Origin of the sequence: Micromonospora sp. NPDC048843, from assembly GCF_040649965.1 — a bacterium.
In the GTDB taxonomy this organism is placed as follows: domain Bacteria; phylum Actinomycetota; class Actinomycetes; order Mycobacteriales; family Micromonosporaceae; genus Micromonospora; species Micromonospora hortensis.
This window is the reverse complement of record NZ_JBEZGJ010000009.1, coordinates 21,082-40,036: the sequence shown is the minus strand read 5'-3', so window position 1 is coordinate 40,036 and position 18,955 is coordinate 21,082. Positions and strand designations below refer to the sequence as shown.

Genomic DNA, 18,955 nt, shown 5'->3' with positions numbered 1-18,955 from the left:
TGATGCGAGGCGGTGGTCGCGCGTCGGCGTCTCACGGGGGAGATCGTTGCCGAATGACCATGTCCAGGATCAGGGCTGCCACCACGTCGGAAATCCGGGTGCAGGCGGCCGAGGACGACACACCGAATGATCGGCGGCTGACCGTCGGTCGTCGCCGGCTGCTCGTCGGCGGGTCCATCGCAGCCGCATCGCTGGTAGGCCAGGGCCTCGTGGGAAGCGCCGCACGGGGTGCGGCGGGCACCGAGCTGTCAGTCGGGAAGGTGGAAATCACTCGACCGGCGGGCACGTACCTGGCCGGTTACGGCGTCGACGTGCCCCGCAAGGCGACCGGGACCGCTGCCCCGCTGTTCGCGCGGTGCACGATCCTGTGGCACGCGGGTGTGCCCCACGCCATCGTCACCGTCGACGTCCTCGGTTTCGCGCGTGGCCTGCACCTGTCGATCCGCAGCCAGGTGGTCGCTCTTGGGCTGGCGTCGGAGAGCTTCGCGCTGACGGCCACGCACACGCACAACGGTCCCGTGCTCCCCGACAAACTCGACCCGTTCATCTCGTACTCGATGGACTCGGCCCAGCAAGCACAGGTGCGTGCCTACGGCGACCAGTTGGCCACGAAGATCGTGCAGCTGGTCCGGAACACGCTCGACGGCCCCCGCACGGCGTGCGTCCTCGACTACCAGGTCGTCGACCAGCACTTCTCGTACAACCGGGAAAGTCTGCCGTACGTCGAGTCGGACGTGCCTGTCCTGACGGCTCGTACGCCGGGTGGTGAGCCGCTGGCCGTGCTGTTCAGCTACGGGTGTCACCCGGTGGTGGCGGGGTCGCAGACCTTGTTCGACCCGGACTACCCGGGGGACGCGGTCACCCGGATGGAGCAGGCGACCGGCGCCTTCGCCCAGTTCCTTCTCGGGCCAGCCGGTGACCAGAACCCTGCCGGCGCGCGGGGTTGGGCCCAGCGGAGCATGCGGGGTGCCGAGCTCGCGCAGGCCGTCACGACGGCGATGCTGCGGCCGGGCCGGCCGGTCGCCGGCCCGACGAGGACCCACTACCGGGAGGTGAACCTGCCACTGGACGTGACGCCAACCGCGGATAACCTCCGGCGGGTGATCGCCTGTTACACCGCGCGATCGACCAACGCGGGCCTGCCGGGCTACTACCGACGGCACGCGCAACAGATGATCTCGCAGGTCGAGGCCGGCACGTTTGCGACGTCGATCCCGGTGCCCGTCCAGTCGTGGAGGTTCACCGGCAGCCCAGACCTTCGGCTCCTGCTGGCCGGCGGCGAGATCGTGTCCGGATACGCCGTCTACTTCCGGGCGCGATACGGCACGTCGAGCCGACTGCTGTTCGCCGGCTACGCGAACGAGGTGAGCGCGTACCTCCCCAGTGATGAACTGTTGCGGAGAGCTTCGACGTACGCCGGCGGGATCGACAGCGACTTCCCGGGCATCGCCGGCGGTTCGATGACTGTCTACGGCTGGTTGGGGCACCTCAAAGGAAAACCGACCGCTCAATCTCCCGACGGAGCAGAGCAGATCCTCATCAGCGCGATTGACGCGGCGCTGGCGGCGTAGGCCAGCCGCGTAGAGAAATACCTTGCTTCTGGAACCTCGACTGAGACCTCTACGACGTAACCCGGCGTCCCGCCATTTGGATCCCTGCGTTCGTCGGCTCTCGCAGCGAGTCAGCTACGAGGCATGTCGAGCATGGGGTGGGACGCGGTCCGAGGACTGCTCACCGCCCTCGTAGTGCGATCAACTCACCCACCCGAGCACGTCTGGGCCTGGTCACGATGGCGCCGACGACGCCGGCTACCCCTGACCAACTGCCGTTGCAGTACTAGACGCCGTCGTCTTGGCCCACCGAGCGGCTCCTGCTTATTCGCAGCTCACGGACTGCGTCCTGCGACTCAGGTCGATTCCATAGAGGAAGCGGGTCCGATTCGATCATTCTTTGTCCCCGCTCGACCGAAATAGAGTCATGCGAAGTGGAGCTGCGAGGCGCACGGATGAAAATTCCCAATGTCGTGCACCTGGCATGAGCCGACGTCGTTGACCGTGACGGCGGGGCCCTCACCCGTCCGGCGTATTGCGGCGCCGGGGTAAGACGTCTAGCGTCACGTCCAGCGGGTACCCATGTTCAGCCTAAAGGAGCACTCGGTCACCGGAAGTCTCATCGTGCCCGTCGCGCACAATGGATCCGAGCGAGAGGTGCTACATGGACTGTGTTCTCACGGGCCCTGGCCATCGGCTGCAGGATACGCATTTCATTTGGCTTGAGATAACGAGCAACTGCCAGCTCGAATGTCGGAAACTGCAACCCCGTCGTAAACCCGCCGCCCTGTAATCCTACTGCTGGCTCCCTCCACGGCCAGAGCCTGAGCCTCGACCGCCAGGACCCGTCTGTGGTCCATACTCGAGATAGTAAACGGTTTCCGGTCCCCTTCTTGCCTAAGCGTTTGAGTGGGGAAGGGGCCGGGAGGCACGATACTGCCCGGTGTGTGACCCCGATCCTCGCAGGCATCTGGAAGCTCCCAAGGGCGGCCACCAACCGAAGACGATAGTCATCTGCGCGGACTGCCCGATCGACCGCCGCTCGAGGGTGTGGGCGCGGCTGAGGTGATCCTCGACATCTCCGCTGAGCCTGCCCCCGGTTACGCCTAGCAGAAATGCAAGAGGTGTCTCATGGACCACCAGCTTTCCGAAAGTCAGAAAAATGAGTATCTAAATGAGATTCGAAAATTCTTGGCATGGGCGGCTAGCGATGGCCTTGGCCGTATGTCAATGATCCTTCGCATGACTCTTCCATCTGTGCACACTGATGCCCAAGGGCTAGTAGAAATGCGTGAGTATCTGGACGTTGTTCGCAGAGAGGGGTTGACCCCCGACGTCGGCATACCAGTGATTAAATTGCTCATTCAGACGGGGAAGCATGTGGAGGAGTTCGGCGCCCCGATGCCGTCCCATGAAGCGGTCTCCCATCTATCGGCAGGCAGGCTTGGTCATGGTGGCGGATCGTTGCTCTAGCTGCACAGTGCCGCTATCGAAGCGCAGGTGCACCAATACTTTGACCTGCGAGCCAGTCAGCGATGGCCCGTGGGCGTTGTTGACCATCAGGTAGTCAATGAGGTCGTGACCGCCGTCACCGGGCGTCTCGACCTAACGCTGAAGATCCGCGGCAGTCAGCCCGTTCAGACGGCCGATGTAACTCGAGCGATCCCGCGTCGGAGGTGCATGTGCCGTCATCGGCAAGAGGCGGCCAGTGATCGGGCCGTAACGACGGCCCGCATGAGGTACGAGCCAGTCGCGCTCCCGTCCCGCGTGGCTGAGGCAGCGCCTGACGTTGTGGGAGGAACCGTTGCCTGACAAGAAGACCTACGAAGCCACCACCCCGGACTGGGCGCGCATCCGGGCCTATGCCAAGCGCGTCGCCGGGGAGACCCGCAAGGCGAGGGAAAGCGCCATCTCCTACACCACGACCGAATACCAGACGCAGACAAAGCAGGTGGAGGTCAGATACGGCCTCTTCGATTTGTTCACCAGGGTCGAGAACAGGTCGGAGCGGGTCGCGGTGGCCCGACGGGTGGACGTCGTCGGATCCCACTGGCTGCTCGATCGACGTCACCATCACATCCAGCGCAACACCAAGCACCGGAACGTCACGCAACAAGAAACCACCCACGAGCAGCACTACGTGGTCCTGCTGCCGGACGGTGGGTTGAAGAAGATAGTGGTATGGGAAGAGGAGTTCCTCCGCACCGAGAACGGCAAATCGACCTTTTTTACCACCCGCAAGCACTTGGTGGCCGACCTCGACGATCGCGACGTGCGAGCGATGGATTTCGAGAAACGCCACACTTCGTACAGTGCCGACCGCATCCAGACCTGGGGCGACCACGAACTCGGCAAGCGGTTACTTACCCACGCTAAGGGCGTCGGACTTACCCAGGCCTTGAAACGCCTGCTCTGATGCGGCCGGAATCGGTCACAAAAGGCGTCGCTCTGAGCTGGCGACAAGATCCGGAACCTTTGTCGGCCGGGAACGCCCCGTAGCCGGACGGCACAGGCCGGATGCCTACCGCCCGGCCGTTGCGCGGGCGATCAGGGGAAGCCCGTGGTCGGGCAGGACAACGATGAACTGCCACGGTCCGTGCTCGACCCTGGCAAGCCCGACCCTTCTGTTGACGCTAAGCGCCGCGACCATGGCGGGGCCGCCTTCGACGGAATGCTCCAGTTGGACGTAGTGCTTGGCCAGGCTGACGGCGGGGCCGTTGATCCACAGCTTGATCTCGGCACCTCGGTGCAGAGCGTCGAGCAGTTCGTCGCGCGTTGGTCCCGCCGCAGCCGCCAGGACCCGGTCGTAAAGGCGTTCCTGATCGCAGGGGCGGGTAGGGGCGACGGCGGCCTGCTGCCGGCAGGTCGGGCAGGCTGCGGCGTCCTCGCGGTCGAAGAGGTGCCGGCACAACTCGATCTGGTCCTCGACGAGGCCGCACAGGGTTTCCTCGCTGTTCCAAGCGTGCTCCACGCCTGGTCTGAGCAGGTGGACCGCAGCGGCGAACTCGGCCGGTACGCGTGCGATGGCGAACGACCAGCCTTCTTGATCAGCAGACATCACGGCGCGAGGTTACCGAACCAGGGTTGAGGCGGGGCACCTCTGCCGCCAGGACCCAAGGAGCACGCTGGAAAAAAAGCCTCCCGGGGCGCAGCCGAGTGACCAATCCGGTGATCTGACACCTGCACCACCCGGCCCCGATGCCGAACGGCCCCATCGACGCCGCCCGCCGGTCCGAAACCCCGGCTCTGCCGCCCGTCGACGTCGCTACATCGTTCAGGCGCAGGCTGGCCCTTGTGGTGCCGTTGGACGCAATTCGCAGCCAGAGTCACTGACCCGTCCGCAAGGCCGGCCATCGACTCCGATGACCGGCTCACTGAGAGGACCGCGCTGCGCGTCGGTGGTGAGACCAAGCGATAGGGCTCAGCAGCGCGGTCACACTCGTTGTGGCAGGGTCACGCGGAGTTGCGCCACTTGCGGCCGTGCCGGCCGATGAGTCGGTCGGCGTCGGTCGGGCCCCAGGAGGCGGCCTCGTAGGTGGGGATCGGCGAGTTGTCCTTCTCCCAGTTGTCGATGATCGGGTCGACGATCCGCCAGCACTGCTGCACCTCGTCGCTGCGGATGAACAGCGACGCGTCACCGATCAGCGCGTCCAGGAGCAGACGCTCGTACGCCTCCGGGGACTCCTCGGCGAACGTCTGGTCGTAGGAGAATTCCATTGTGGCGGTGCGGACCCGGAAGGAGTGGCCCGGCACTTTGGCACCGAAGCGCAGCGAGATGCCCTCGTTCGGCTGAATCCGCAGGATCAGCGCGTCAGCATCGAGACCGGTGAGCTGGTCGGTCGGGATCGGCAGGTGCGGCGGCCGCTGGAACTGTAGCGCCACCTCGGTGAGCCGGGCCGGTAGGCGCTTGCCGGTGCGGACGTAGAACGGCACTCCCGCCCAGCGCCAGTTGTCCACGTTGAGCCGCATCGCGGCGTAGGTCTCGGTCCGCGACAGGGGGTCGACGCCGGCCTCCTCGCGGTAGCCGGCCATCAGCTCCTCGCGGGTGCCGCCCCGGGTGTACTGTCCCCGGACCGCCGCCTCGGCGATGTCCCGGTCGGTGGGGAGCCGGATCGCCTGCAGCAGCTTCACCTTCTCGTTGCGCAGGCCCTCAGCCTCGAATGAGGCCGGCGGCTCCATCAGTGCCAGCGCGAGCACCTGGAGCACGTGGTTCTGCACGATGTCCCGCATCGCGCCGGCGTCCTCGTAGAAGCCGCCGCGGCTGCCGACGCCGAGGGTCTCGGCGACGGTGATCTGCACGTGGTCGACCCAGGAGCGATCCCAGATGGGCTGGAAGATCGAGTTCGCGAAGCGAAGCGCCAGCACGTTCTGGACAGTGTCCTTGCCCAGATAGTGATCGATGCGAAAGACCTGGCGCTCGTCGAACGCGCTGTGCACGACGCCGTCGAGCTCGCGGGCCGTGACCAGGTCGCGCCCGTACGGCTTCTCGATGACCAGGCGGGAGAATGAGCCTTCGCGTGGCTGGTTGAGCCCGACACCGGCCAGTCCGTTGATCACCGGCTCGAAGGCCCCGGCCGGGGTGGACAGGTAGAAGAGCCGGTTGCCGGACGTGCCCCGCTGTGCGTCCAGCTCGTCGAGGGTCTCGACGAGCCGCTTGTAGGTCTCCGGGTCGTCGTAGCCGCCGGCCACGTACCGTACGCCGCCCTGGAGCTGGCGCTTGCTGACGAGGGTGCGTTCGCCGAGGGCGCTCTCGGCGAACTGCTCGTCGGTCATCGACGTACGGGCGACGCCGACCAGCGCGAACTGGTCCGGGAGCCGCTCGTGCCGAGCCAGGCTCTCGATGGCGGGCAGCAGCTTACGCCGGGTCAGGTCACCGGAGGCGCCGAAGATCACCAGCGTGGCCGGCGGGGCACTCCGCTCCTGGATGAGCTGAGATGCGTGGTCCATGGTCTGCGTTCCTCCGGGCACAAGGGGTGTGGGATCGGGGGCGGTGCTGTCCTGCCAGGGATAGCGCGGGCTGTGGCGGTAGTGTCCGGGGCCACGCGGCGTGCCCCGTTGGTCACGGAGCTTGAGCGTCCCATGCTCGGCTGATGGGTAGGCGATCCGGTGCGGTCTGTCGGCGTACGTGATGGTGGTACGAATGATCGTGGCCAGATAGCCCGCGGAGGTCAACGGTCTCGCCGACGGCGGCGCCGCGGACCGCCAGCGGGCGGTTGCGGCGTTGCGCTGGTCTGGTGGTGGTGGCCCATCCTGATGCCGGTCTCATTGAAGGGCTGTTCGTATCCGCCTGTGACCGGAAGATGACCGGCAGAGTGCTCGCCCCGCAGCACCAGGCCGCAGCGGATTCTTGAGGTGCCCAACGCGAGCGGGAGCGGCGTCGGTGGGCAGTGGGGGACCTCATGCTCGCTGCGTCAGCCAGCTCCACCGCAGCGGTTTTGCCTGCGGCTCTCATCTCGGAATGGGGCGTAGCTCATCATCCGCGGTCTGCTGGTCCTCGCTCGGCGTCCCAGCGCCCGCCGGATCCTCTGGGACTCTGCGACTGGCCCGCGGTTCTACGGCAGCAGCGGCAGGTGGGGACGTGACGATTGTCAGTCCCCACCGTCATCGCCGTACTCGGAGAATGGAGCGATTCTGCCGGCGTCAGCGCCCGGTGGACACGATGTTTGAGGATTGCCCGTTCTGCTCGTCGCGCTTCAGGCGCTTCGCAGTCTGCTTCTCCTTGATCGTCTTGCCCTTCTTCTTGACGTTCGCCTTGCTCGTCGAGTCCTTGGACATGATCGAACCTCCTGGAGCAGGTCGGTGAACGTGCAGCGTGGTACTCGCCTGATCGCGGCGGCAGATGACAGGAGACCCGCGGCGGGCGCGAAGTCCTTCACTGCACGCCGACCCTACGCTGTTCCAGCTCTTGCCGACGTTGGGAAGCGCATCGACGATCGTGGGGCGATAGTTCGTGCCGCCTCACCGCTGCGGTAGGCGGGTCGCGATAGCGCGGCCGGCGCGGCGGTCCTCGCCCACAGGGGCGTATTCCCAGGCCGCCTCCGGCGGGGCGCTCAGGCTGCGGGGATGGGTGGCCACCCCGTCGACCCTCGACCAGGCAGTAGCAGATCAGACCTGCCTGCGGTGACAAGCGCATTCGTCCGGTAAGGGGCGCTCCAGCTTGTCATCGGAGGGCGTGCCCGCTCCACCGTGTGCGGGTCAGCGGCGGACGGGCGGCACGGCCTCAGCCTGCGGCCGCAGCGGTGATGTAGGTGTGGAACGCCGCTACTTGTTCATCAGTGACAACTGGTTCGAAGTCCAGGTGCTCGCTCGGAACGATGCTGGTACCGGTACCGGTGACTGTTACGAACCAGGCGCCTTCGTGGCCGAACCAGCGCGCCTGCGCCAGGACACCGATGTCGGCGCTCTCGGAGGGGTCATCCCGATCCGCCACGAAGACGATGCGAACCCACTGCCCGTCCTGGCCGTAGGGCGGCTGGGGAACGTGCAGGGTGAGATTGTCCGCGCCGAGGCTTTCACCGAATAGGCGAGCTGCACCGGCCTGGGTCAGTGCCCAGAGATCTGCTGTCTTACCCGTGCGGCCTACCTCCACCTCGCCGTCCGGACCCTCGACCAGTACGGCGTATGAGCGATCAGGCTCGTGCCGCACCCGTGCTCGCACCTGCATCCTGGGGTCGCTCATCAGTCAATGATGCGGCAGCCGCCCTAACGGCAGCGCCGCCGTACAGCTTCTTTCCAGTCATGCCGGTCGACGCTTGCCGGCGGAGGGCGCTATCGGCCGGCGACCGAGCCGCCCAGGAGCACCCGGCCGTAGTTGGTGCCGGTGGACGCTCTCGGTCACGATCGTGCCGGCGTGTCCGCAGTGGTCTTACCGTGGTGCCGGTGGACATCCACCCCCTCGCCGCGGGGTATGCCTTGCGCGCGTCTGCGATCGTTGGCGGCGGATATGCGGCAGAGGTTAGGTGCCGTGGTGTCTGCCCTTGCGGGTTCGAGGCAGGTTTGGATGGTCGATGGTTGTCTTTGCCCAGCAGCTTCCGGCGCTGATCGGCGTGATCGTGGGAGCCCTCGCCTCTTACCTTGTCAGCAGCGCGGGGGAGCGAGCACGTTGGCGACGCAGCCAGGCGGTCCGTTGGGATGAGAGCCGCATGCGGGTGTATGCCGAATATGGCGGCTCCGTCAAGCGGTGGGCCTACCTGTCGTGTCGTATCGCGGCAGCACGAGGGTTCGACCACTCCGCAGCCCACCTGACCCCGGAAGAGGGACTCCCGCTCCTGGCCGCAGCGGAGGACGATCGTGGAGCGCGGTGGGAATCGATGCTGCTATTGGGCAGCCCGGAGACTGTTGCTGCTGCCCGTGATTGGCATCAAGCTGTCCACCGTCTCGATTGGTACGCACGTGGACGATTGACGGATGCCGAGCAGTGGCTGCCGGCGATTCGGGAGATGGAGAAGTACCGCGACAGGTACTACGAATGCGCGCGGAACGATCTCGGTGTAGGTGGCGGGTCGCTACCGCCGCCGGCATGGCCTCCTTCATGGGTTCCCGAGACCGGGACATGATCCAGCATCCCTGGGCTGGATTGCCGGGGACGCTCTACCGAGGGGGCAGCTACGTCCGGCGCGATGACGTGGCCGAGCACGCCGAGCCCCAGGGTGGGGGCAGTCAACTCGTCGTCATGTGGAGGGCCGGTCACTGTCTCCACTGGAAGTCAGGGCGTGTCGGTTCCGGTCCCCGGTCCAGGCCGCTTCGAGGATCGCGGTCAGGCTGGCGGTGTCGGTCGGGCCCGGATGGTTCTGGATCAGGCGGGTGACGCCACTGGCCATCTCCGCGAAGCGCGGGAGGTCGGCGCGTGCCACGCCGATGTCCGCCAAGGTGCGAGGGATGCCGATGTCGGCAAGGAGCCCGTCGAGCCAGGTGAGGAACGTGTCTGCGGCCTCGGCGTCGGAGGCGTCGGTCACGTCGAGCCCGCACACCCGGGCGAGGATGGCCAACCTGTCGCTGATGGCATCCTTGGCCGCGTCCAGCGCGTAGGGCAGGAGCAGCCCGACGCCCACGCCGTGCGGCGTGTGCGTGGCTGCGCCGATGGGGTACTGGAGAGCGTGCGGGGCCGCGTTGCCCGCGTGGGAGAAGGCGAGCCCGGCGAGCATGGACCCATAGGACATGTCCGCGCGCGCGTCCGTGTCGCCTCCGTCAGTGACAGCACGGCGCAAGCTACGGGCGATTCGCTCCGCGGCCAGGAGCGCGTAGTGGTCGGTGATCGGGTTGCGGCCGAGGAACACCTGCTCCACTGGGTCGCGCGGGCCGTGGGCCCGGGGTTGCGCGGTGTAGCTCTCCACGGCGTGACAGAACGCGTCGATGCCCGAGTGGGCGGTGACGGTCGCCGGGCAGCTGTAGGTGAGTTCGGGGTCGACGATGGCGAAGTCGGGCACGATGTGGACGCTGGAAACCCCCACCTTCAGCTCGCGGTCCGGGTCGGTCAACACCGAGACGGGTGTGAGCTCGGAGCCGGTGCCTGACGTCGTCGGGACCGCGACGAGAGGAATCGTCGGCCCCGGCACCTTCGACTCACCGTAGAAGTCGCGTGGGCTCCCACCGTGGCGCCGGATGACGCCGACGATTTTGGCGAGGTCGATCACCGTGCCACCCCCGACGGCGAGGATCACGTTGGCGTCCACCTCGGCGGCGGCCGAGACGGCCACTGCGACATCGGAGAGTGGCACGTCTGGAGTCGCGTCGGAGAACACCTCGATGGCCTTGACCCTCTCCCGCACGGCGGCCACGATCTCGGCCACGCCCGGCTGCCTCAGGAGAATCTGGTCGGTCACGATGAGGACTCGCGAGCCACTCTCGGCCACCACTCGTGGGATGTTCTGCGCGACCCCTTCGCCCACTATCAGCTGGCGTGGTCCGCGGACGGTCTCAAGCATGTCGGTGCCTCTCCGGAACGTCGGCGGCGATGAGCGGGGCGGACGTCCAGGTCATCTGCGAGACCGGGACGGCGTCGGCGAGGGTGGCCGCGCGGGCACGCGGGCCGGGTGCCCGGAGCGGCAGGCCGGTCACGGGAGGTCGATCGCCACGTAGGTGAGGTCGAGGTATTCGAGGATGCCCTCGTGCGACCCCTCCTTGCCGATCCCGGACTGCTTCACGCCGCCGAACGGAGCTGACGGGTCCGATATCAGGCCACGGTTGATGCCGAGCATCCCCGTGTCCAGGCCTTCGGTGAACCGGAGCGCCCGCTGGAGGTCACGGGTGAAGACGTACCCGGCCAGGCCGTGCTCGGTGTCGTTGGCCTTCGCCATCACCTCGTCGTCGGACGTGAACGAGATGATCGGCGCCACCGGGCCGAAGATCTCCGCCTTCAGCATCCGGGCGTCCTCGGGCACGTCGACGAGGACCGTAGGCGGGTAGAAGTGGCCCGGGCCATCGGGACGCTCGCCGCCCACCAGGACCCGGGCGCCGCGATCGACCGCGTCGGCGACCAGCTCGTCGATTTTGGTGACCGATGCCTCGTCGATCAACGCCCCGACGTTCACGCCGTCGTCGAGACCGTGGCCCACCGAAAGCGCGCCCATCCGCTCGGCGAAGCGCGCCGCGAACTCCTCGCGTACGGGCTCCTCGACGTAGATCCGGTTGGCCGCGATGCAGGACTCCCCGATGTTGCGCATCTTGGCCACCATGGCACCGTCGAGCGCGACGTCCAGGTCAGCGTCGGCACACACGATCAGGGCCGCGTTGCCGCCCAGTTCCATGGACGTGCGCAGCACGTTGTCCGCAGCCTGTCGAAGCAGTACGCGTCCGACCTCGGTCGACCCGGTGAACGAGAGCTTGCGGGTCCGACCGTCGGCCAGCAGTGCGGAGACCACATCGCCGGAACGCTTGGTGGTCACCACGTTGACGACGCCCGGAGGAACGCCGACCTCCTCCATGATGCGGGCCAGGAACAGCATGGTGAGCGGCGTCTGGCCCGCTGGCTTGGTGATCGTCGTGCAGCCCGCGGCCAACGCAGGAGCGATCTTGCGGGCACCCATGGCCAACGGGAAGTTCCAGGGCGTCACGAAGACACACGGTCCGACCGGCTTCGGCACGGTGAGGATGCGATATCCACCCGCGGGAGCGATGCTGTAGCGACCCTCGACGCGCACCGCCTCCTCGGCGAACCAACGGAAGAACTCGGCGCCGTACGCCACCTCTCCCCGGGCCTCGGCGAGCGGCTTGCCCATCTCGAGCGTTATCAGCCGGGCAACCTCCTCGGATCGCTCGGTCAGTGCCCGGTACGTAGCGGTCAACAACTCTGATCGTTTGCGCGGCGGGGTCGCCGCCCACTCCGCCATCGCCTTGCTCGCCGCACCCAAGGCGGCGAGCCCGTCGACGACGTCGGCGTCCGCCACCTCGGCGATGGTCTTGCCGGTGGCCGGGTCCTCGACGGCAAAGGTGGCTCCGCTTGCGGCGTCGCGCCAGGCGTCGCCGATCCGTAGCCGCCGATGCTCGGGGGCCAGCACGTTCATCGGGTCACTCATCGCGTCGCCTCCTGTGATCTTCTTCGTGATGTCCGGCGTGCCTCAGCGATCGCGCTGTGCGCGGAGACGGACGGGTCACACGCCCTCGTCGGGGGAGAGGTTGTCGAGCGGGGCGAAGCCCCGCGCCATCGATCGCCTTCGCGGGCCGCTGTCGTATCGCGTCGTCAGGTCGTGCGCACTGGTGACGGTCCGCCGAGGCTCGATTGACGCATGCTGGCGCATGTCGCTGTCGCCGCTGGGCGCCGTTACCGTCCCGCCTCGGACAGCGACAGCCCGGTGCCCGCATCGAACAGGTGCGCACGATCCAGGTCGACAGTGACGAGCAGCCGCTCGCCCGGCGTACCGGTGACTGTGGGTCGTGCCTTGACCTTGAGGATCTCCGTCCCCACTCGGACGTCGACCACCGTTCGGTCACCGAGTGGCTCGAGCCCGTAGAGCTCACCCGACAACGACGCGTGCCCACGTTGCTCGACGGACAGGTCCTCCGCCCGCAGGCCCAGCAGCAGCTCACGACCGTCCTCGGCCGTGGTCCAGCGGGGCCGCGGTAGCGTCCAGCCTGCCGCACCGACCAGACGATCTCCCTCGGCGTGGCAGGCGAGCAGGCTGATCGGCGGGCTCCCGACGAATCCCGCGACCCACTGGTTGGCGGGACGCTCGTACACCTCGGTCGGCGTTCCGACCTGTTGCACCTCTCCCTCCTTGAGGACCGCGACCTGGTCGGCCATGGACAGGGCTTCGACCTGGTCGTTCGTCACGTAGACGAAGGTCGCTCCGAGGCTCCGGTGGATGCGGGTGAGTTCGGTGCGCATCTCGACGCGGAGCTTGAGGTCGAGGTTCGTCAGCGGTTCGTCCATGAGGAACGCGCGCGGGCGACGGACCAGCGCCCGGGCCAGGGCGACGCGCTGCATCTCACCGCCCGACAACTGGGCGGGACGACGCTGCAGCAGACGTTCGATGTGCAGCAGGCCCGACATCTGCTCGACGGCGGCGGCGATCTCACGTGACGAGCAGCGGCGCGCCCGCAGCGGCGAGGCGATGTTCTCGTACACAGTGTGTCGCGGGTAGAGGGCGTAGCTCTGGAAGACCATGGCCAGGTCGCGGGCGGCCGGGGTGTCACCGGTCGCGTCCCTGCCGTCCAGATGCACCGACCCGGCGTCAAGCTTGTCGAGGCCGGCCATCGCTCGCAGGGTCGTCGTCTTGCCTGCCCCGGAGGGCCCGAGTACGACGAAGAACGAGCCGTCCGGCACGTCCAGCGTCACCCCGTCGAGGGCCTGGACTTTTCCGAAGGACTTGCGCAGCCCGTGCACTGCCACGGTTCCCATCAGGCCACCAGCTCTTCCGTGCTCACGTCGTAGACCGCCGGGGTCCCGCCGGTGTGCCGCAACCCGACCGTTGCGTCAGCCGCGAAACGGACAGTCGGTGGCATGCGAACCCGTACGTCGCGCTGGCCGCCGTGGTCGACCACGTAGATGATTTCGTCGCCCAGCCACTCCGCCGAGACCACGCGGGCCGGGACCGACTGTTCCGCCCCTGGTGCGGTGACTTCCAGCGCCTCCGGCCGGACGCCTGCGACCAGGCGACGGTCGCGCGGCAGGCCTGGCGGTGGCGCGAGGGCCAGTCCGCCCTCACCGCGCAGCTTCCCGTCGGCCACCTCCACCTCGATCAGGTTCATCGGCGGGGAGCCGATGAAAGCGGCGCAGAAGAGACTCGCGGGACGGTCGTAGACCTCCAGCGGCGTGCCGATCTGCTCGACGCGGCCCTTGTTGAGGATGGCGATTCGGTGACCGAGCGACATCGCCTCGACCTGGTCGTGGGTGACGTAGACCATCGTCGCCCCCAGCTCCCCCTGCAGGTGCTTGATCTCGGTACGCATGTCCGCCCTCAGCTCCGCGTCCAGATTGGTGAGAGGTTCGTCCATGAGGAATGCGCGCGGCCGCCGCACCAGGGCGCGAGCCAGCGCGACGCGCTGCTGCTCCCCGCCGGACAGCTGGCGCGGTCGCCGGTCCAGGAGCGGACCAAGCCTCATCAGCCGGGCAGCCTCGGTGACCCGCTCGTGCACCTCCGGCTTGGGCAGACCCTCTGCCCGCAGCGGGAACGCCAGGTTGTCGCGGGTCTTCAGATGCGGGTAGAGGGCGTAGAACTGGAACACCATGGCGATGTCGCGCTCGGCGGGCGGCATGTCGTTGACCAACGTGTCGCCGATGCGGATGTCGCCCGTCGTCTGCCGCTCCAGGCCGGCTATGGCCCGCAACGTGGTCGTCTTGCCGCAACCCGAAGGGCCGAGCATCACGAACAGCTCGCCGTGACCGATGGACAGGTCCACGTGTTCGACCGCTACCGTCCCGTCGGGGTAGCGCTTGTGCAGTGCTGTCACCTCGATGCCCGCCATCAGCGTCGCACCGCCCCGAGCGTCACACCGGCGATGAGGTGCTTGCGCACCAGGTACGCGAAGACGAGCACCGGCAGGGCGAACACCACGGAGGCGGCGGCCACGAGACCCCAGTCCGTCGTGGTGCCGCCGATGAGGCCGGCGATGGCGGGTGGGGCCGTCCGGACGTCGTCGCTGGAGGTGAGGAAGGTGGCGAACACGAACTCGTTCCACGAGAAGATGAGTGCGAAGACCGCCGTCGCGGCGATGCCGGGCACGAGCAGGGGAAGGGTGAATCGCCGGAACGCCTGTAAACGGGTGTAGCCGTCGAGCATGGCGGCATCCTCGTACTCCGCGGGCACCTCGTCGACGAAGCCCTTCATCATCCAGATCGTGAACGGGACGTTGAACGCGCTGTAGATGAGGATCAAGCCGAGCTTGTTGTCGATGAGTCCGACTTGGCGGTACATGAGGAAGATCGGGATCACGACCACCACGGGCGGCATGAAACGCGTGGACAGGATGAAGAACAGTTGGTCCTTCTTGGCCTTCACGGCGAAGCGTGAGTAGGCCCAGGCCGCCGGGACTCCCAGCACGGTGGCCAGCACCGTGGAAGCTCCGGCGACCACGACGGAGTTGAGGAACGAGACGGACAAGGCCGAGCGACCGCCGTCGGGGGAGACGAACACGTCCTTGTAATGGTCCAGAGTGACTGTGAAGTCGAACAGCTTCGCCGGGATGGCGTAGACGTCCCGGTTCTCCTTGATGGACGTCTCGATCATCCACAGCACCGGGAAGAGCATCACGACGGCCAGCACGGTCAGCAGCGTGACCTCCAGCACGGAGCGGCCTCGGCTGCCAAGGCGGCGCGCGGGGGGCGTGTGATCCCGGGCAGGACCTGTGGACACGGCCTCGTCGACGGAGACGGCCATCAGCCCTCCTTGAGCTTGTTCAGGTAGCGCAGGTAGAACTGCGTGAGGACGATGACGACGAGGACCATGAGGATCCCGTACGCCGAAGCGGTTCCGGTGTTGAAGCCCAGGAACGCGACCTTGTAGATGTGGAACGACAACGTCTCGGTGGAGACACCCGGGCCACCGTTGGTGAGGATGTAGACGAGGTCGAACAGCCGGAACGCCTCGATGGCCCTGAACATCACGGCAATGAGAAGCAGTGGCCATACCAGCGGAAGAGTGATGGTGCGGAACCGGAACCATTCGGACGCCCGGTCGATCGAGGCGGCCTCGTACAGGTACTTGGGAACCGCGGTGAGGCCCGCGAGTGCGATGAGCATGATGAACGGCGTCCATTGCCAGGTGTCGACCACGATCAGGGACAGCAGTGCCGTCCGCTGCCGGGTGAGCCACTCCACCTGCCCCAGGCCGATCGAGCCGAGCATGCTGTTGACCACGCCGAACTGCGCGTCGAGCATGAAGCGCCAGAACAGCCCGACCACGACCGGCGACAGCATCATCGGGACCAGGAACAGAGTGGTCAGCACTCCTCGCCCATGTGTGCGCCGCGAGATCAGGTAGGCGATGCCGAATCCGAGCACGGTCTGTAGGCCGACCGCACCGACCACGTAGATCAACGTCGTCAGGGCCCTCGTGTGGACCTGCGCCGACGTCAGGATGGCGGTGTAGTTCCCGAATCCGATGAAATTGGCGGGCCCTCCGCGGGTGGCCGAGTAGTCGGTGAAAGACAGGTACAACGCCCACAGCAACGGGAACACCGACATGGCGAGCAACAGCAGCATCGCGGGGGAGATGAAGGTGACGGCGAGCCAGCGGTCGCTCAGCCGAGGGGACCGACCCCGGGCAGGTGGGCTCGCGGACGCCACCTGCCCGGGATCGTCGGTCGTCAGAGGGACGGGGTCACTCACAGTCCGCCGCCACCCTTGCGGTTGCCGGAGTCGAGGACGCTCTGCTGCTCCTTGGCGATGTCGTCGAGCGCATCCTTCGGCTTCTTCGCACCGTTGAGAGCCGCGTTCACGTTGGTGTTCTCGATGTCGACGAGGCGCGCGTACTCGGGCACGTTCCACATGTCCCGCATCCGCGGAACCGAGTCGGTGTACACCTGGTTGAACGGCCCGGCGTTGAGGAACTCGGGCGACTCCAGGGCGTCCGTACGCGATGGCACGCCACCTGCCGCGGCCCACTTCTTCTGGACGTCAGCCCGCTCGAACCACTTCATGAAGTTCAGGGCCTCGGTCTGGTTCGCCGTGGCCGAGTAGGCCGACACGTGCATCCCCATGCCGCCGAGAGGGACCAAATTCGTCTTCTGGCTCGGCAGGGTGGCAAAACCCAGCTTGTCGAGGATCTGCTCCCGGGTGGTGCCGAGCGTCGACTGCTTCGGATCGAGCAGGCCGCCGCTCGCGGCGATCCAGTTGAACGCGATGCAGGCCTTGCCCTGGGCGACAGCCGCGTTCACCTCGTCGATGAACCAGTTGCCGGAGCCCTTGGCGGTCAACGGCTTCATCTTGTTGACCAGGACGTCCATCGCCTCCTGGCCCGCTGCGTCGTTGATGACGCCATCGATCTTGCGAGTCTTGGAGTCCCAAAGGTTGCCGCCGTAGACACCGTTGACAGTGTTGTAGGTGACGGCCGCGGCATCGGAGCCGTTGGCCTGGTGGAAAGCCAGCCCGCTGACGCCAGGGTTGTCCGCCTGGCACTTCTCGGCGGCTGCGATCATCTGGTCCCAGGTCTGCGGCGGCTTGTCGCCGATCAGGTCCTTGCGGTAGATCATCGTCCAGGTGTCGCCGAGCAGCGGCAGTCCGTACAGGCTGGCGTTCTCGTCGCGCTTGCCGGTCTCCGCCTGGGGAAACTGGCCGTAGGCCGCCAGGAGGTACGGGTTGTAGGCCGCGACGTCGATGTTCTCCTTGACGAAGTCGGTGAGGTCGAGGATGTTGCCGTTCGTCACGGCCTCGCCGATGTGTTGCGAGTCCAGGATCGCGATGTCGAAGTCGGTCTTGCGCGCCGCGAACTGGGTGAACATGGCGTCGTGCCAGTTCGCGTTCGGCACGGTGTTGACCTTGATGGTCGCGTTCGGTCGTTCCTTCTTGTACTCCGCGTTCGCGAAGGCTTCCAGTGCCTTGGCGGGCGGCCAGTCGAACCAGATGAAGCTGAGGGTCAGCGGATCCTTGGTGAGCTCCGGGATGGTCGCCGGCGCCTTGGGGGCGCTCGCCTTCTCGCCGTCGTCCTTGCCCTCGCCGCAAGCCGTCATGGTCGTGGCCACCAACAGCATGGCCGCCGTCGCCAGCTGCACCTTCCGGCCGGGATCGGACAATCGTCCTATTCGCTTCGGATACCGCATCTTCTTGCCTGCTTTCTGGATGGGGACTTCTAAGGCCTCGCTATGTGCTTCGCCGAGCAGTTGCTGGGTTGTTCAGGCGTGTTGCCGGGCCGTCGCGGGGACCGGCGTCACGAGTACACCGCGATGTACTGGGTCTCCCTGCCGTCGAGAAGTCCGTCGGTCCAGCTGCGACCCGGTGACGACCCGAGCAGGACGTCGAGCATGCTCATGGGAGTTCCAGGTGATCGAAGTAGAGCGGTGGCGGGCGGTGCCGCGATGTGCAGGATGGCGGGCGTTCGTCACTTTTCCTATACGATCGCGTGGGGGCGTCAGCATGCCGCAGCGTTGTGACTGATGTCAATAGGTTCGCGAAGGCGCAGGAAGGGACCTCACGTCACGATGGACGACGAAGCGATGATCGTGCGGGGCCGCAGGGCCGTGACGGGCGCAACGCCGCCGGGAAGATCTGGCGGCCGGCTTGCCGACGAGGTGTACGACACGCTGCTCGGACAGCTGATGTCGCTACGGATCGAGCCTGGCTCCCGCGTCACGATCGACGTCCTGGCTCGGGAGCTGGGGGTCTCACAGACGCCGATCCGAGACGCTCTGAACCGCATGGAGGCCGAGGGTCTGGTAGTGCGCGTACCCCATGCCGGCTACCGCATCCCTCCCCAAATCACCCGTCACCGATTCGAGGACATGCTCGAGGTCCGCCTGCTCCTCGAGCCGGCGGCGGCGCGCAGGTCCGCCGAACGCGCATCCTCGGAGCAGGTGGCCGGCCTGCGACGGATGCTGGAGGAGATGGCGGAGCTGGAGGGGGGCAACGGGCCCACGGCCTATGGCGCCTTCGGGCTACGCGACGCCGCCTTTCACGATCTCGTCGCCCTGAGCGCGGAGAACCAGGTCATCCGTGAAGCGCTCGCTCGCCTGCACAGCCACGTGCACCTCTTCCGGCTTCACCACGACACCCAGGTCACTCACCTGGCGATGGCCGAGCACGAGGAGGTGGTGGCCGCGATCGCCGCGCGTGACCCGGACGCCGCCGCGTACGCGATGCGTCGGCACATCTTGCGGTCCGGCGAGCGTTTTCGACGGTTGTTCGACGAGATCGAGGGCGCGGGCGCAATGGCGGTAGAGGCTTGACGAGCGCGCTGGGCCCAGGAATGCTAACTCAATCCTGATCGGATCGGATTGGATCCACCTCACCCGCCCCTAGATGCGAGGAGAAGCAG

General features: G+C 66.8%; 16 protein-coding genes. 5 read left to right on the top strand and 11 right to left on the bottom strand.

Translation table 11 applies throughout. The features are described from left to right. Positions 1–53 precede the first annotated feature (53 nt). The 3 genes from AB0C20_RS04150 (at position 54) to AB0C20_RS04140 (ending at position 3,966) form a co-directional block, all read left to right on the top strand. Positions 54–1,571, top strand: coding sequence for a hypothetical protein (locus AB0C20_RS04150; protein ID WP_357567291.1), 1,518 nt, complete (start codon positions 54–56; stop codon positions 1,569–1,571). Between the two features lie 1,110 nt (positions 1,572–2,681). Beyond that, positions 2,682–3,023 carry a hypothetical protein gene (locus AB0C20_RS04145; RefSeq protein ID WP_357567290.1) on the top strand — a complete coding sequence of 114 codons (342 nt, stop codon included), beginning with the start codon at positions 2,682–2,684 and terminating at the stop codon, positions 3,021–3,023. A 331-nt stretch (positions 3,024–3,354) separates the two neighbouring features. Continuing rightward, complete coding sequence (locus AB0C20_RS04140; RefSeq protein ID WP_357185329.1) at positions 3,355–3,966, top strand: hypothetical protein; 612 nt, start codon at positions 3,355–3,357, stop codon at positions 3,964–3,966. A gap of 105 nt (positions 3,967–4,071) precedes the next feature. Here AB0C20_RS04140 and AB0C20_RS04135 read toward each other — a convergent pair whose 3' ends face one another. From AB0C20_RS04135 to AB0C20_RS04120, 4 genes are all read right to left on the bottom strand, one after another. Beyond that, the gene (locus tag AB0C20_RS04135; protein ID WP_357567288.1) at positions 4,072–4,608 is read right to left on the bottom strand and encodes a hypothetical protein; all 537 of its coding nucleotides are present in this window, start codon (positions 4,606–4,608) and stop codon (positions 4,072–4,074) included. A gap of 395 nt (positions 4,609–5,003) precedes the next feature. Continuing rightward, entirely contained in the window at positions 5,004–6,497 is a 1,494-nt protein-coding gene (zwf, locus tag AB0C20_RS04130; RefSeq protein WP_357185334.1) for a glucose-6-phosphate dehydrogenase, read from the bottom strand. Positions 6,498–7,190: 693 nt separating this feature from the next. Then, entirely contained in the window at positions 7,191–7,325 is a 135-nt protein-coding gene (locus AB0C20_RS04125; protein ID WP_258395732.1) for a hypothetical protein, read from the bottom strand. Between the two features lie 445 nt (positions 7,326–7,770). Next, positions 7,771–8,229 (bottom strand): hypothetical protein, encoded by a 459-nt coding sequence (locus tag AB0C20_RS04120; RefSeq protein ID WP_357567286.1) that lies wholly within the window; start codon positions 8,227–8,229, stop codon positions 7,771–7,773. Between the two features lie 328 nt (positions 8,230–8,557). Between AB0C20_RS04120 and AB0C20_RS04115 the strand changes: the two genes are divergently transcribed. Further along, positions 8,558–9,106 carry a hypothetical protein gene (locus AB0C20_RS04115; RefSeq protein ID WP_357185341.1) on the top strand — a complete coding sequence of 183 codons (549 nt, stop codon included), beginning with the start codon at positions 8,558–8,560 and terminating at the stop codon, positions 9,104–9,106. A 114-nt stretch (positions 9,107–9,220) separates the two neighbouring features. On the opposite strand, the gene AB0C20_RS04110 is transcribed toward AB0C20_RS04115, so the two are convergent. From AB0C20_RS04110 to AB0C20_RS04080, 7 genes are all read right to left on the bottom strand, one after another. Continuing rightward, the gene (locus AB0C20_RS04110) at positions 9,221–10,474 is read right to left on the bottom strand and encodes an iron-containing alcohol dehydrogenase (protein WP_357567285.1); all 1,254 of its coding nucleotides are present in this window, start codon (positions 10,472–10,474) and stop codon (positions 9,221–9,223) included. A 129-nt stretch (positions 10,475–10,603) separates the two neighbouring features. Continuing rightward, on the bottom strand, positions 10,604–12,064 hold the full coding sequence (locus AB0C20_RS04105) for an NAD-dependent succinate-semialdehyde dehydrogenase (RefSeq protein ID WP_357567284.1): 1,461 nt from the start codon (positions 12,062–12,064) through the stop codon (positions 10,604–10,606). Between the two features lie 245 nt (positions 12,065–12,309). Next, positions 12,310–13,386, bottom strand: a complete 1,077-nt coding sequence (locus AB0C20_RS04100) for an ABC transporter ATP-binding protein (protein ID WP_357567282.1) — start codon at positions 13,384–13,386, stop codon at positions 12,310–12,312. Continuing rightward, positions 13,386–14,453 carry an ATP-binding cassette domain-containing protein gene (locus tag AB0C20_RS04095; protein ID WP_357185356.1) on the bottom strand — a complete coding sequence of 356 codons (1,068 nt, stop codon included), beginning with the start codon at positions 14,451–14,453 and terminating at the stop codon, positions 13,386–13,388. The genes AB0C20_RS04100 and AB0C20_RS04095 overlap by 1 nt, the downstream gene beginning before the upstream one ends. Beyond that, positions 14,453–15,364 carry a carbohydrate ABC transporter permease gene (locus AB0C20_RS04090; protein ID WP_357185361.1) on the bottom strand — a complete coding sequence of 304 codons (912 nt, stop codon included), beginning with the start codon at positions 15,362–15,364 and terminating at the stop codon, positions 14,453–14,455. The genes AB0C20_RS04095 and AB0C20_RS04090 overlap by 1 nt, the downstream gene beginning before the upstream one ends. Then, positions 15,364–16,314, bottom strand: a complete 951-nt coding sequence (locus tag AB0C20_RS04085; RefSeq protein ID WP_357567280.1) for a sugar ABC transporter permease — start codon at positions 16,312–16,314, stop codon at positions 15,364–15,366. The genes AB0C20_RS04090 and AB0C20_RS04085 overlap by 1 nt, the downstream gene beginning before the upstream one ends. Beyond that, positions 16,311–17,744 carry an extracellular solute-binding protein gene (locus tag AB0C20_RS04080; protein ID WP_357185367.1) on the bottom strand — a complete coding sequence of 478 codons (1,434 nt, stop codon included), beginning with the start codon at positions 17,742–17,744 and terminating at the stop codon, positions 16,311–16,313. Before AB0C20_RS04080 ends, AB0C20_RS04085 begins: the two co-directional genes overlap by 4 nt. Before the next feature lie 378 nt (positions 17,745–18,122). Here AB0C20_RS04080 and AB0C20_RS04075 point away from each other — a divergent pair, with 378 nt between their 5' ends. Next, entirely contained in the window at positions 18,123–18,866 is a 744-nt protein-coding gene (locus AB0C20_RS04075; RefSeq protein ID WP_357185370.1) for a GntR family transcriptional regulator, read from the top strand. Positions 18,867–18,955 lie beyond the last annotated feature (89 nt).